Source organism: Christiangramia gaetbulicola, assembly GCF_003054225.1.
GTDB classification, from domain to species: Bacteria; Bacteroidota; Bacteroidia; order Flavobacteriales; family Flavobacteriaceae; genus Christiangramia; species Christiangramia gaetbulicola.
In genome coordinates this window covers 818,924-831,805 of record NZ_QBKQ01000001.1, presented here as the reverse complement: position 1 = coordinate 831,805, position 12,882 = coordinate 818,924, and the positions used below count along the sequence as shown (strand labels likewise).

At 41.5% G+C, this 12,882-nt stretch carries 13 protein-coding genes; 7 read left to right on the top strand and 6 right to left on the bottom strand.

Features of this window, described 5'->3' with window-relative positions:
* The first annotated feature begins 1 nt into the window (after position 1).
* The 6 genes from C8P64_RS03785 to C8P64_RS03760 all read left to right on the top strand — a co-directional run bounded on the left by C8P64_RS03785 (position 2) and on the right by C8P64_RS03760 (position 5,876).
* Positions 2 to 1,786, top strand: coding sequence for a tetratricopeptide repeat protein (locus tag C8P64_RS03785; RefSeq protein ID WP_108170706.1), 1,785 nt, complete (start codon positions 2 to 4; stop codon positions 1,784 to 1,786).
* Between the two features lie 22 nt (positions 1,787 to 1,808).
* Positions 1,809 to 2,117, top strand: coding sequence for a DUF4286 family protein (locus tag C8P64_RS03780; protein ID WP_108170705.1), 309 nt, complete (start codon positions 1,809 to 1,811; stop codon positions 2,115 to 2,117).
* A 91-nt stretch (positions 2,118 to 2,208) separates the two neighbouring features.
* On the top strand, positions 2,209 to 3,042 hold the full coding sequence (rsmA, locus tag C8P64_RS03775) for a 16S rRNA (adenine(1518)-N(6)/adenine(1519)-N(6))-dimethyltransferase RsmA (protein ID WP_108170704.1): 834 nt from the start codon (positions 2,209 to 2,211) through the stop codon (positions 3,040 to 3,042).
* The gene (mgtE, locus tag C8P64_RS03770) at positions 3,023 to 4,372 is read left to right on the top strand and encodes a magnesium transporter (RefSeq protein WP_108170703.1); all 1,350 of its coding nucleotides are present in this window, start codon (positions 3,023 to 3,025) and stop codon (positions 4,370 to 4,372) included. The genes rsmA and mgtE overlap by 20 nt, the downstream gene beginning before the upstream one ends.
* 122 nt (positions 4,373 to 4,494) lie before the next feature.
* The gene (locus tag C8P64_RS03765) at positions 4,495 to 5,478 is read left to right on the top strand and encodes a 2-hydroxyacid dehydrogenase (RefSeq protein ID WP_108170702.1); all 984 of its coding nucleotides are present in this window, start codon (positions 4,495 to 4,497) and stop codon (positions 5,476 to 5,478) included.
* A gap of 5 nt (positions 5,479 to 5,483) precedes the next feature.
* On the top strand, positions 5,484 to 5,876 hold the full coding sequence (locus C8P64_RS03760; RefSeq protein WP_108170701.1) for a VOC family protein: 393 nt from the start codon (positions 5,484 to 5,486) through the stop codon (positions 5,874 to 5,876).
* A 278-nt stretch (positions 5,877 to 6,154) separates the two neighbouring features.
* Here C8P64_RS03760 and C8P64_RS03755 read toward each other — a convergent pair whose 3' ends face one another.
* The 5 genes from C8P64_RS03755 to C8P64_RS03735 all read right to left on the bottom strand — a co-directional run bounded on the left by C8P64_RS03755 (position 6,155) and on the right by C8P64_RS03735 (position 11,298).
* Positions 6,155 to 6,808: an SDR family oxidoreductase gene (locus C8P64_RS03755; RefSeq protein WP_108170700.1), complete on the bottom strand. Its 654-nt coding sequence runs from the start codon at positions 6,806 to 6,808 to the stop codon at positions 6,155 to 6,157.
* A gap of 146 nt (positions 6,809 to 6,954) precedes the next feature.
* Positions 6,955 to 8,757 (bottom strand): GNAT family N-acyltransferase, encoded by a 1,803-nt coding sequence (locus tag C8P64_RS03750; RefSeq protein WP_108170699.1) that lies wholly within the window; start codon positions 8,755 to 8,757, stop codon positions 6,955 to 6,957.
* A 179-nt stretch (positions 8,758 to 8,936) separates the two neighbouring features.
* A complete protein-coding gene (locus C8P64_RS03745) occupies positions 8,937 to 10,187 on the bottom strand; it encodes an aspartate kinase (protein WP_108171270.1) in 1,251 nt (416 codons plus the stop codon).
* A complete protein-coding gene (locus C8P64_RS03740) occupies positions 10,187 to 10,738 on the bottom strand; it encodes a GNAT family N-acetyltransferase (protein ID WP_341476479.1) in 552 nt (183 codons plus the stop codon). Before C8P64_RS03740 ends, C8P64_RS03745 begins: the two co-directional genes overlap by 1 nt.
* A gap of 71 nt (positions 10,739 to 10,809) precedes the next feature.
* Positions 10,810 to 11,298 carry a GNAT family N-acetyltransferase gene (locus C8P64_RS03735; RefSeq protein ID WP_211307586.1) on the bottom strand — a complete coding sequence of 163 codons (489 nt, stop codon included), beginning with the start codon at positions 11,296 to 11,298 and terminating at the stop codon, positions 10,810 to 10,812.
* Positions 11,299 to 11,398: 100 nt separating this feature from the next.
* Here C8P64_RS03735 and fbp point away from each other — a divergent pair, with 100 nt between their 5' ends.
* Positions 11,399 to 12,445: a class 1 fructose-bisphosphatase gene (gene fbp / locus C8P64_RS03730; protein ID WP_108170698.1), complete on the top strand. Its 1,047-nt coding sequence runs from the start codon at positions 11,399 to 11,401 to the stop codon at positions 12,443 to 12,445.
* Here the strand turns inward: fbp and C8P64_RS03725 are convergent.
* Positions 12,418 to 12,849 carry a TerB family tellurite resistance protein gene (locus tag C8P64_RS03725; RefSeq protein ID WP_108170697.1) on the bottom strand — a complete coding sequence of 144 codons (432 nt, stop codon included), beginning with the start codon at positions 12,847 to 12,849 and terminating at the stop codon, positions 12,418 to 12,420. The genes fbp and C8P64_RS03725 overlap by 28 nt on opposite strands.
* Positions 12,850 to 12,882: the final 33 nt, after the last annotated feature.

The following is a 12,882-nucleotide window of genomic DNA, read 5'->3' as shown; positions in this document are numbered from 1 at the left end:
TATGCGCTGTTTTTTGTTTATAGCTTTTTGGTTTTTAGCCGGTTGCGGAGCCTTTGCTCAAAGTGAACAACTGGCCAAGAATTTCTTTGACCAGGGGGAGTATGAAAAGGCCCTTAAGATCTACGAAAGGCTGTACCAGGAAAATCCCTCGAACCTTGTTTTTTTTAATGGCCTCGTCTCTTCCTATCAGCAGATGGAAGATTTTGATATGGCCGAAAAATTACTGGTACAAAGACTGAATAACACCGCCAATAATCCCTCGATACTTATTGAGCTAGGTCACAATTTTGAACTTCAGGATCAGAATGAACGCGCCACAAAATTTTACGAGGAAGCTTTACAGACCATAGAAGGCAGGCCAAATTATGCCTATGCCATCGCCCGTGGATTCGAACAATATAATTTACTAGAATATGCAGCCAGGGCGTATGAAAGAGCCATGGAAATAAATACCGATCGTAATTTCAACCTTCAGCTTGCGCGGATATATGGGGAACAGGGGAAGATCGAAGAGATGTTCAGCAATTACCTGGACCTTATAGAAGATGATATGAAATTCTACGGCCTGGCGAACCGGGAGTTCAACCGTTATATCACCGAAGATCCTCAGGCTGAGGCAAATGTTATTCTTAGAAAGTTATTGTTGAAAAAGCTTCAGGAAAACCCGGCCCTGTTGTATAATGAAATGTTGAGCTGGTTATTTGTTCAGCAAAAGGATTTCAGTAAAGCTTTCGCCCAGGAACGAGCTGTTTATAAGAGAGGGGAAAATAACCTTCAGGGAATTCTTAACCTGGCTTTTATTGCTAAGGAAGCTAAGGATTATGAATCTGCCGAGGAGATCATCACTTACGCCATAGAGGAATCTCCCTCGCCGATATTCAATTTACAGGCGAGACATTTTTTGATCAATCTGCAGCTGGAAACTGCGAATCCTGAAGACTATGCAGAAATAGAAAAAGAGTTTCAATCCCTTTTAACCGAATATCCCCAGGCCGATGGCACCTTGAATCTAAAGATCGATTACGCTAATTTCCTGGCCTTTCAGTTAGACCGGAAAGAGGAAGCGGCAGAGGTTCTAAAGAATACTGCCGAGCAGGTAAATACAGATTTTGAAAAAGCCCGGTTAAAAATGGCTCTTGCCGATATCCTGGTGGTTCAGGAAAAATTCAATGAAGCGCTGATATATTATTCCCAGATACAGAACCTGGTTAAGAACGATGTGATGGCTCAGAATGCGCGGTTCAAAGTAGCCAAGACCAGTTACTTTAAAGGTGATTTTGAATGGGCGAAAACTCAACTGGATATTCTTAAATCTTCTACTTCGCAGCTAATTGCCAACGATGCCATGGAACTGAGTTTGCTTATAAGTGATAATTCTCTTGAAGATTCAACTCAAACCGCCCTAAGAAAATATGCCCGGGCAGACCTGTTGTCTTTTCAGAAAAGAACGCCTGAAGCAATACAGGCCCTGGATTCGATTTTAGTAAATCATAAAGGCGAGAAGATCGAAGATGAGGCGCTGCTTAGCCAGGCGAAATTATACGAACAGGAAAAGGATTTCGAAAAAGCCGAGCATAATTACCTTGCGATCATAGACTCCTTCGGGAAGGATATCCTCGCCGATAATGCCTATTATTTCCTGGCAGAGCTTTATGCGAACGAGCTTCAGGATCCGGAGAAGGCAAAGGGCTATTACGAGCAAATTATCTTTAACTTTGCAGACAGTATCTATTTTGTGGACGCCCGTAAAAAATACCGGATGCTTCGCGGAGATACCATAGAGTAATTCCAAAATTTAAATTTTAGAAATGGTCATATATAACGTCACTATAAACGTTCAGGAAGATATTCACGATGAGTGGATAAAATGGATGCAGGAAGAGCATATCCCGGATATGCTGGATACGAAGAAATTTCAGAAAGCCCTGATGACTAAAGTGATGGTGCAGGAACCTATGGGTGGCATCACCTATTCTGTTCAGTATACCGCTGAAAGCAAGGATATGCTGGAGCGTTATTATTCTGAAAATGCAGATGAGATGCGTTCCAAATCCAAAGCCTTTGAAGGAAAGTTCGTAGCCTTCCGCACCGAGCTGGAAGTGATCAGCGAACAGTAGAAAATTATTGCAGGTATTCAAAATCTGATGATCTGCAGGGACCTTCCCCAGGGCAAATTCATTTTGCTCATTTACCTTATTAAATAATAATATGAAAAAATATAAGCCTTCATTCAACAAGCCTTCAGCTAAAGATGATCAGGGGGTAAGAGCCAAGAAGCATCTTGGGCAGCATTTCCTTACAGATGAAAATATCGCCTCTAAGATCGCCGATACGCTAAGCTATGAAGGTTATGATAAAGTTCTGGAGATAGGCCCGGGAATGGGAGTGCTTACCAAGTATCTTTTAGAGAAAAAGTCAGAGATCCATGTGATCGAGATCGATACCGAAAGCGTGGAATACCTGGAGAGCAATTACCTGCATTTACGAGGCAGGATCCATGAAAAGGATTTTCTAAAACATGATCTTTCCCAGATTTTCCGCGATGAACAATTCGCGATCATCGGTAACTTTCCCTATAATATCTCCACCCAGATCGTTTTTAAGGTGTTGGAATTAAGAGAGCAGATCCCTGAATTTTCAGGGATGTTTCAGAAAGAAGTAGCCAAAAGGATCTGTGAAAAAGAGGGGAATAAAACCTATGGTATTTTAAGTGTATTAACCCAGGCTTTTTATGAAGCCGAATACCTTTTTACAGTGCCGCCTTCGGTTTTTAATCCGCCGCCAAAAGTAGATAGCGGGGTGCTTAGGTTGACCAGGAAAGATAATTTTACCCTGCCCTGTGACGAAAAGCTGTTTTTCAGAGTTGTGAAAACGGCCTTTAACCAGCGCAGGAAAACCATGCGTAACAGTTTAAAAATCTTTAATCTTCCCGATAATTTAAGGGAAGATGCTATATTTGGCCTTCGGCCGGAACAACTCAGTTTCCAGCAGTTTATTGAACTGACACAAAAAATTGAGCCGTATGCAATTTCAGGTAAGTGAAGAATTAATAGATAAAATCAAGTACCTCATCGAAGAGAAAAAAGATGAGGAGATATTGCTGCACCTTGAAGAAGTGCACCATGCTGATATTGCCGAAATTCTAACTGAACTTGATGTTGAAGAAGCCACTTACATAGTTAAGCTTCTAAATAGTGAGCAAACGGCTGAAGCTCTTATGGAGCTGGAAGAGGATAGAAGGGAACGTATCCTGGAATGTCTTTCTCCTAAAGAGATCGCCAATGAGCTTAACGAGATGGACACCGATGACGCGGCCGATATCATCTCTGAACTTTCCCTTGAACTACAGCAGGATGTAATTTCTGAAATTACCGACGAGCAGCACGCAGACGATATCGTGGAACTTTTACGCTACGATGAGAACTCTGCTGGTGGTCTTATGGCTAAAGAATTGGTGAAGGTTAGCGAAAACTGGAGTGTGACCGGGTGTATGGCCGAGATGCGTAAGCAGGCAGAAAACGTGACCCGTGTGCATTCCATTTACGTGGTAGACGATAAGAACAAGCTTAAAGGTAGGTTGTCTTTAAAAGATCTGCTCACCGCATCCAGCGATGCCAACATTAGTGACATCTATATCCCGAATGTGGATTATGTGAATGTACATACCGAAGGGGAGGAAGTAGCGAGAATCATGCAGAAATATGATCTTGAAGCCATACCTGTAGTTGATGAAATGAACAGGCTGGTGGGGCGTATCACTATTGATGATATCGTAGATTTCATTAAAGAGGAAGCCGAAAAAGATTACCAGATGGCAGCCGGTATCTCTGAAGATGTAGAGGCAGATGATAGTATATGGAGATTGACCCGCGCCCGTTTACCCTGGCTTATATTAGGACTTTTTGGTGGCCTGGGAGCAGTATATGTGATGAAGGGATTTGAAGAAGCGCTGGCTAATTATGTTGAGCTATTCTTTTTCACACCTTTGATCGCCGCAATGGCAGGAAATGTTGGAGTACAGTCCAGCGCAATCATCGTGCAGGGTCTTGCCAACGATAACCTAAGGGGAAGTCTCTTTAACCGACTTTTAAAGGAGATAGGCTTGACGCTGATAAATGGTCTTGCCCTGGGAATTCTAGTGATCCTATTCGGACTTATCACCGGGCAGCCTCCAATCGTAAGCTTTACCATAGCCCTGGCTTTGGTAACTGTTATAATCATCGCAGCGCTAATAGGGACCTTTGTACCGATCATCCTGGATAAACAGGGAATAGATCCGGCTATTGCTACCGGTCCGTTTATTACGACCAGCAACGATATATTCGGAATCTTTATCTTCTTTTACCTTGCCAAAACTATCTTAGGTTTCTAGAAAGACCACCCAATTCTTCCGGTGCTTAATATCATTCTTTATCTTTGTAGGTCCGTTTTTCATACAGAACTGAAAGAGCGGATTTTGCTATTTGAATTATTAATCTGAAAAAGATAAAAACCATGATTATTCTGCATGCTGATACCAATCATCCCACTTTGATGAAAAAACTGGAAGAGGCAGGACACCATAATATTGAAGGATACGAACAGTCTCGTGAAGAGACTTTACAAAATCAACATTTATATGACGGTATTGTAATTAGAAGCCGTTACAAGATAGATCGTGAATTTATAGACGCTGCACCAAACCTGAAATTCATTGCTCGTGTTGGGGCAGGCCTTGAGAGCATAGACGTGGAATATGCCAGGGAGAGAGGCATCAAGTTATTTTCTGCTCCAGAAGGGAACAGGAATGCGGTAGGGGAACATGCCCTGGGAATGTTATTATCTCTTTTCAACCGTCTCAATAAAGCCGATAAGGAAGTAAGAGAAGGTCTGTGGCATCGTGAGGAGAATCGTGGAGTAGAGCTGGACGGTAAAACGGTAGGTTTAATTGGCTACGGAAATATGGGTAAGGCCTTTGCTAAAAAACTTCGTGGTTTCGATGTAGACGTTATTTTCTATGATATCAAAGATGGTATTGCCGATGAGAATGCCCGCCAGGTAGGTTATGAAGAATTCTTTGAAAAGGCAGATGTGGTAAGTCTTCATACTCCTTGGACAGAGGATACGCACCAAATGATCAATAAAGAGTTTATTTCGAAGTTCAAAAAACCTTTCTGGTTCATTAATACCGCAAGAGGGAAGAGTGTTGTGACCGCAGACCTCGTAGAAGCTTTAAAAGAAGAAAAAGTGCTGGGAGCAGGGCTTGATGTACTGGAATATGAAAAAGCCAGTTTTGAAAGTCTTTTCTCCAATAAGAAGAATGTATCTATCAGCGCTGCAGATCCTATCCCGGATGCTTTAAGAGAGCTCATGTTTATGCCGCATACACTATTGAGTCCGCATGTTGCCGGATGGACGGTGGAGTCGCATAAAGGACTGGCTACCATGATCGCAGACAAGATCATCGCCGAATTTGGCGAAGGGGATTCTAAAAAATAAAAAAGATGAAAAACAGGGTAACGGGTTTAGGTGGATTTTTCTTTAAAGCGAAAGATCCAGACAATGTAAAAAAATGGTACAATGAGCATCTTGGTCTGAATACAGATCAGTACGGATGCACCTTCTGGTGGAAAGACAAGGAAGGTAACGATTGTTCCACCCAATGGAGCCCTATGAGCGAGGATACAGATTATTATAAGCCGTCCAAAAAGCAGTTTATGATGAACTTCCGGGTCGAGAACCTTGAAGAATTGCTGAAAACCTTAAAAGAAGAAGGTGTTGAGGTCGTAGGGGAAATGGAAACTTACGATTACGGTAAGTTCGGTTGGATCATGGATCCTGAAGGTAATAAGATAGAACTCTGGGAACCTGTAGATAAGGTTTTCAAGGATCAGTAAATTTCTTAAGTGAACTGTCTTGCTGAGCGTAATAAAAGGATCCTTTGAGCCAGAATTGAGAAATTTCAACTCAATCGGGCTGAGCATAATCGAAGGTCATTTGCTTCAGAAAAGATACAACTCTGTCAGGCTGGGTGTAGTCGAAGGTCATTCTAATCTGAAAATATATCAACCCTGTCAGGCTGAGCGCAGTCGAAGCCTCGTTTAAACTCATAAAACAGAAAAGGCTACTTAGAAATCATTTCTAAGTAGCCTTATTTTATATATAACTAAGCCTGCTAACCTAGCTGGCTTAGATCGATCAAAGCAGATTTGATAGATTCTTCACCTTCTATAGCTTCAAAAGTTACGTTTTTTACAAGTGGATCTGCCAGGGACATTACCAGGATAAAAGCAACATCATCTCTGGAGATCTCTCCTCTTTCGTTCAGGGATCCTTTAGCAACCTTTACTTTGGCAAGTCCAAGGTCATCTGTTAGTGCACCCGGACGTACAATGGTATAGTTTAAGCCACTTTCTCTAAGATACTCATCAGCATCTTTCTTGGCCTCCAGGTAATGTCTTAGATCTTCGTTCTTTGATGGGTCATCTGCGCCCATAGAACTTAGCATCACGAATTTCTTCACGTTCGCCGCTTTAGCCGCGTCTATTAATTTTTTAGCACCATCCCTGTCTACAGCATCTGTTTTTTCATCTGAAGTGGCTCCGCCAGAACCTGCCGCGAAGATCACTTTGTCCACTCCTTTCATGGTGTGGCTAACATCCCCTTCCAGGTCACCTAAAACGGCTTCCACTTCCATGTCTTCGAATTGCTGTCTCTGCTCTTCTTTACGAATAAGGGCTAACGGACTAAAATTCTCTGAGTTGTTAAGGATCTCAATGACTCTTTTTCCTGTATGACCGGTAGCACCGGCAATTAATATGTTTTCCATAGTTTTCTTTGTCTTTTATTGTTCAAACAAGATAAGGAGGAATAGATAATTGGCACAGCCAAAAGCAAGGAATAACAGTATCTTAACAGGTTCCAGGCCTGTTAATAGGAGTAAGTGCAAAATTTAAATAAAACCTTTGTAAGTATTTACTTCATGGCCGCAGCTCTCTCTTCCAGTTCTTTTTGAAATTCTTCCATAACCGGCTTTACCGTGCTTTCTGGAAGGTCTGCAATTCTTATGTACATAAGTCCGTCAACCGCATCATTAAAAAGAGGATCTACATTGAAAGCGACGACCTTTGCGTTCTGCTTGATGTACTTTTTGATAAGTACTGGCAAACGCAGATTTTCGGTTTCCAGTTCATCGATGACCTTATCAAACTTATTAAGATCAGCTTCACTTTCATCGAAAACAAGATCCTTGTCTGCATCCTCCAGTTTTACCTTGAATTCCTTTTTCGGTCTTACATACTGAGCGACATAGGGATCATAATAATTCGATTTCATGAATTCGATCATCAGCGATTTAGAGAAATTGCTGAACTTATCGCTAATGGTCACTCCGCCAATAAGATATTTATGTTCCGGAAATCTCAAGGTACAATGCACGATGCCTTTCCATAGCAGGAAGAGCGGCATTGGCTTCAACTGGTATTCTTTAATTATAAAGGCACGACCCATTTCGATACTCTGGCTCATCATTTTGTGCAATTCCGGTTCAAACCGGAACAGGTCCTGAAGATAAAATCCGTCAATACCATGTTCAGCATAGATCTCGCTTCCCATTCCCATTCTGTAAGCCCCAGCGATCTTTTCGGTTTCGTTATCCCAGAGAAAAAGATGATGATAATATTCATCGAATTTGTCCAGGTCTATACTGTTATTGGTGCCTTCTCCAACCTCGCGAAAGGTTATTTCCCGTAACCGGCCAATCTCATTGAGTATGTTCGGGATGACCTCACGCTTGGCCAGGAATACCTCGTAATTCCTGCTTTGCAGCAGTCTCTTATCCATTTTACGGCAGTTCTCCACTTCGATGTTCATAAGTTCCGAATTGGTCTCTTCGGCGATATCTTTTGGTGATCTTGGTATTTTAAGAGTTTTTGGAAGTTTGCCTAAAAGTTTCTTCTTTTCGAAGGCATTGGCCAGCATATAGGTTTTCCTGCGTAAAAATGCGGTGTAGGCTTCCAGGTTAGGGTGTTCCAGCTGGTCTTCTATCGAGATAGGGTGACCTACTCTTACTTTTATTTTTCGACGTCTTTGCGACAGCATTTCGCTGGGTAATTTCGCAGTTCTAAGCACATCGCTGAAGGAGGCCAGCCTGTAAAAGAACAAACTGTTCTTGGCATGAAAATAAATTGGGACCACCGGCACCTTCGATTTCTGAATGAGTTTCATTGCTGAAGGCTCCCAGGGTTTGTCCACGATTACTCTTTTATCCCTGTAGGTAGAAACTTCACCCGCTGGAAAGATCCCCAGGGCATTTCCTTCTTTAAGGTGAGCAATGGCTTTTTTCATTCCGCTAAGGCTAGATTTAGCTTCTTTATGGTCTTCAAAAGGGTTTACCGGAAGTATATATGGCTTTAGAGGATCCAGCCTGTGTAATAGAAAATTTGCGATAACCTTATAATCTGGCCTGCTTTGCAAAACCAGCTTCATCAGGATCATTCCGTCTATCCCGCCCAGTGGGTGATTAGAAATGGTAATAAACGGACCTTCTTTCGGGATTCGTTTCAGGTCTTTTTCAGGAATTTCAAAATCTATCTCAAATTCATTAAGGATAGAATCTATAAAATCTGTGCCTTTAAGGTTTTTGCGTTTATCGTATTCCTTATTGATCCTGGATAGTTTGGTCGATTTAAGGATAAGCCAGCCAATTCCTGTACCCAGGAATCCGAACTTACGCAAATTCATAACATTGGCTACTTCTTTGGCACTAACGATTCCCATATTTGATTGGTTTATTCTAATTAAAACTATCCCGGAATTGCTTTTCAGAAAATTCCGAAAAGTTAAAATACAAAATTTCAAATTTGAAAGCCCGGTTCAGGTAGCAACAAAAGCTGAAACCTGTTCCTCATCTTAACAGGATCCGGGAAATTTTGTACTCAAAAATAAGAAATCAAATTTTAGTTTTCGGCCACCAATTGAATTGTGTTCTGGGTAAGCTGTTTTAAAAGTACGGTCTTATCCTTCTCCAGGCTTTGGATCGCCTCTTCATTAAAGTGTCTTATGGTATACAAAGAAACGCCGGTCTTATAATCTACCTTGAACCTCGCTTTTAAATGCTGAATAAGTTTTTCCAGTTGATTGAATTTGTTATCCACGCACACCCTAAAGCTGATAGCAGAATTCTGGATTAGATCTACCTTCATCTGGTACTGGTGAAAAAGGCGGAAAATTTCAGAGATATTCTCTTCTACCATGAACGAAAAATCCAGGGATGAAAGTGAGATCAATACCTGGTCCTTTTTTACTATAAAACAAGGCACCTCGGGAAATATGGTCTTCCCTTTGCTCACTGCCGTTCCTTCTCCAGTTGGGTTCAGAAAGGATCTAACAAATAGCGGTATTTCCTTTCTCTGTAATGGCTGAAGGGTTTTCGGGTGAATTACCGAAGCGCCGTAAAAAGCAAGTTCTATGGCTTCTTCATAAGAGATCTTACTTAAAAGTTCTGCCTTATTGAAGAATCTTGGATCGGCATTCAATACTCCCGGCACATCTTTCCAGATGGTGACATTTTCAGCATTCATGCAATAAGCAATGATCGCGGCAGAATAATCTGATCCTTCCCGACCAAGAGTGGTGGTAAAATTATTAGGATCTGAGGCGATAAATCCCTGAATAATATTCAGCTTTTTAGCATCGATTTTCTCCTGGATAAGATCCTGGGTTTTGGTCCAGTTTACCTGGGCATCCCTGTAAGTGCTATCGGTCTTTATAAAATTTCGCGCATCCAGCCAGGTAGAATCTATCTGCTGTGAATTGAGATATTCGCTAACAATAGTAGTAGATACAAGCTCGCCATAGCTCACGATCTGGTCATAAACAAAATCGTATTGATGGGACTTGTTATGTTGTAAGAAGTTTTCAAGTTCGGTGAAAAGAGCTTCGGTTTTAAAATACACCGATGCTTCCTTATTCGGGAAAAGCTCCTCCATGATACTGCGGTGGTATTCCTTTACCTCCTCCAGGCTTGAAGGAATTTTAGTGGTCTGCAGATAATCTTTCACCACTACCTCTAACGCATTGGTGGTCTTCCCCATGGCCGAGATCACGATAAGTGTATTTTCACTACCGTTCTCTTTTAGAACTTTAATAAGATTTTTTACGCCTTCGGCATCTTTTACAGAAGCGCCACCAAACTTATAAACTTTGATCACTTTTTCTTTACGTTTTTCTGGATCCCACTTTCTTCCATGTGAACGGTCTTCCAGCTCTCCTTGATCTCGGCTCCTGTATTTTCATAGAACTCGATCGCGTTTTTATTGCCTTCAGAAACCACCCACTCTATACGTTTAACTCCGTTTTCGTGACCATATTTTACAACCTGCTTATAAAGTGCTCCTCCAAGACCGGTACCGCGCATACTTTCGCGTACGATAAGGTCTTCCAGATGTACGGTTCTACCCTTCCAGGTGGAGAATCTGAAATATACCAAAGCCATACCTTCAATCTTTCCGCCCACGTCTGCCACGAAGCATTTGAAGTTTCCGTGATCGAAACCTTCTTTTTCAAGATCGGCTACCGTCACTTCCACATCGTCCAGGTGGTTTTCATGTTCTGCAAGTTCTTTTATAAGCTCCAGAACATCATCCATATCTTCCCTTCTGGCTTCTCTAATCGTATATTTCATATGTTGATATTTAATTGTTCTATGTCGGTCATATGCAATTCGCCATTTAAATTTCGCAATAAGCTGAAATTTCATATTGGCTCATTTCATAATTCAGATTTTTAACAAAAATAGTGATTGCTTTTGATAAGCCTATTAATACCGTCTTAAAGGATGCCTTTCTTTTCCAGGAATTGCTGCATGGCCTTTTCATCCATTTGCACCGTGTCCCAGTCTTCCATGACATCTGCCCCGCTTCTTCGGTAAAAATCAGCGGCATCTTTATTCCAGTTGAGAACCACCCATTCGGTTCGTTTTACCTTTTCTGAAGCCGCATATTTTATCACTTCGGTATATAAAGCCGAGCCTAATCCCTTTCCGCGGAATGCTTCCCTTACAATAAGGTCTTCCAGGTGCACGGTCTTTCCCTTCCAGGTAGAATACCTGTAGTACACCAAAGCCATTCCTTCTATCTTGCCATCTGCTTCAGCCACAAAACAATGAAAGGCAGGATTGGCTCCAAACCCATCCCTGATAAGGTCATTTTCATCTATGACAACCGCTTCAGGCTCTTTTTCGAAAACTGCCAGTTCTTTAATAAGTTCTAAAACCTCGCCCATATCTTCCTTTCTGGCGTCTCGTATGTTAATTTCCATGTAAAATATTTTATACAAAAATAAACAATGTTAGTATTGTCAGCGAAAACGTTGTAGTACGTTTAAATTTTAATAATTTAGCCAGCGTAAAAAAAAGAACATGCCTAAGCCAAATCAAACCCTCGGAGAATTTATCATTGAAAATCAAGCGGATTTCCCGGGTTCATCCGGAGAGCTTTCCAGATTGATCAATTCCCTGAGACTTGCCGCAAAAGTGGTAAACCACGAAGTTAATAAAGCCGGTCTGGTAGATATTATTGGGGCTTATGGCGAAACCAATGTTCAGGGCGAAGATCAGCAAAAACTGGATGTTTACGCGAACAATAAATTCATACAAACCCTTACCAACCGCGAGATCGTTTGTGGTATCGCTTCAGAAGAGAATGACGATTTTATACAGATAAAGGGGCACAAGGGAGACAACCAAAACAAATACGTGGTCCTTATGGATCCGCTTGATGGGAGTTCCAATATAGATGTGAACGTATCTGTTGGCACGATCTTCTCAATATACCAAAGGGTGACGCCGGTAGGAACCCCGGTGCAAATAGAAGATTTTCTGCAGCCTGGAAATAAGCAGGTGGCAGCCGGTTATATTATTTATGGAACCTCTACTATGTTGGTTTATACAACCGGGCATGGCGTGAATGGGTTTACTTTAAACCCTGCGCTGGGTTCATGGTATCTTTCTCACCCAGATATGCAGTTTCCAGAAGACGGGCAGATCTATTCTATAAACGAAGGGAATTATGTTCATTTCCCACAGGGAGTGAAGGACTATATAAAATGGTGCCAGCAGGAAGAGGGTAATCGCCCTTATACCTCGAGATATATAGGTTCCATGGTTTCAGATATCCACAGGAACATGATCAAGGGTGGGATCTTTATGTATCCAAAGAGCTCGAAAGCAAGTGACGGAAAACTTAGGTTACTTTATGAATGTAATCCTATGGCTTTTCTAACTGAACAGGCAGGCGGTAAGGCCAGTGACGGATTTAAAAGAATACTGGATATCAAGCCAACAGAACTGCATCAGCGTGTACCATTTTTCTGTGGTAGCAGAAAAATGGTAGAAAAAGCTGAAGAATTTATGGCAAAAGCTGAAACCAGAGATCAGTCTCAGTCAATTTCTTTTTCAAGTAAGTAACGGTAGTCGTCAAAATTCAACTGACCGCTAAAAATCTGTATAGAACGTTTTATGATACCTTCAGAAGCCTGGCTTGAGAATCCAAGGCCGATGGCGTATTTCTTAATAAGTTCAGTTTCCTCTTCGTCTATGATATGATCTGCGAAAATTATTCTGAAAAGATCATGCAGGCGCTCCAGCCTTCTTTCAATACTATTGTAAGATGAAAGTGGAAAAAGCTTAGGGTTTTCAAGAACCTTGTCATACTCTTCTTCGCTAATATCTAATTTTCTTGCAAAACGTTTAAGAAGCGCTTCTTCTTCTGCGTTGATATCTCCATCAACTGCTGCAAGGTTTACAATAGATGCGAAATGACTAAGATTTCGTAAGTGCTCTCCCGAGCCAAATAAATCTGAAAAGGACATTATGGTAATGGTTTTATATTACAAATATAGTTA

Excerpts from the sequence above, each read along its gene's own strand:
- rsmA (WP_108170704.1), top strand. The coding sequence starts at position 2,209 with ATGAAAAAATATAAGCCTTCATTCAACAAGCCTTCAGCTAAAGATGAT.
- C8P64_RS03760 (WP_108170701.1), top strand. The coding sequence starts at position 5,484 with ATGAAAAACAGGGTAACGGGTTTAGGTGGATTTTTCTTTAAAGCGAAA.
- C8P64_RS03735 (WP_211307586.1), bottom strand. The coding sequence starts at position 11,298 with ATGGAAATTAACATACGAGACGCCAGAAAGGAAGATATGGGCGAGGTT.
- C8P64_RS03765 (WP_108170702.1), top strand. The coding sequence starts at position 4,495 with ATGATTATTCTGCATGCTGATACCAATCATCCCACTTTGATGAAAAAA.
- C8P64_RS03785 (WP_108170706.1), top strand. The coding sequence starts at position 2 with ATGCGCTGTTTTTTGTTTATAGCTTTTTGGTTTTTAGCCGGTTGCGGA.
- C8P64_RS03740 (WP_341476479.1), bottom strand. The coding sequence starts at position 10,738 with ATGAAATTTCAGCTTATTGCGAAATTTAAATGGCGAATTGCATATGAC.
- fbp (WP_108170698.1), top strand. The coding sequence starts at position 11,399 with ATGCCTAAGCCAAATCAAACCCTCGGAGAATTTATCATTGAAAATCAA.
- C8P64_RS03755 (WP_108170700.1), bottom strand. The coding sequence starts at position 6,808 with ATGGAAAACATATTAATTGCCGGTGCTACCGGTCATACAGGAAAAAGA.
- mgtE (WP_108170703.1), top strand. The coding sequence starts at position 3,023 with ATGCAATTTCAGGTAAGTGAAGAATTAATAGATAAAATCAAGTACCTC.
- C8P64_RS03750 (WP_108170699.1), bottom strand. The coding sequence starts at position 8,757 with ATGGGAATCGTTAGTGCCAAAGAAGTAGCCAATGTTATGAATTTGCGT.
- C8P64_RS03780 (WP_108170705.1), top strand. The coding sequence starts at position 1,809 with ATGGTCATATATAACGTCACTATAAACGTTCAGGAAGATATTCACGAT.
- C8P64_RS03725 (WP_108170697.1), bottom strand. The coding sequence starts at position 12,849 with ATGTCCTTTTCAGATTTATTTGGCTCGGGAGAGCACTTACGAAATCTT.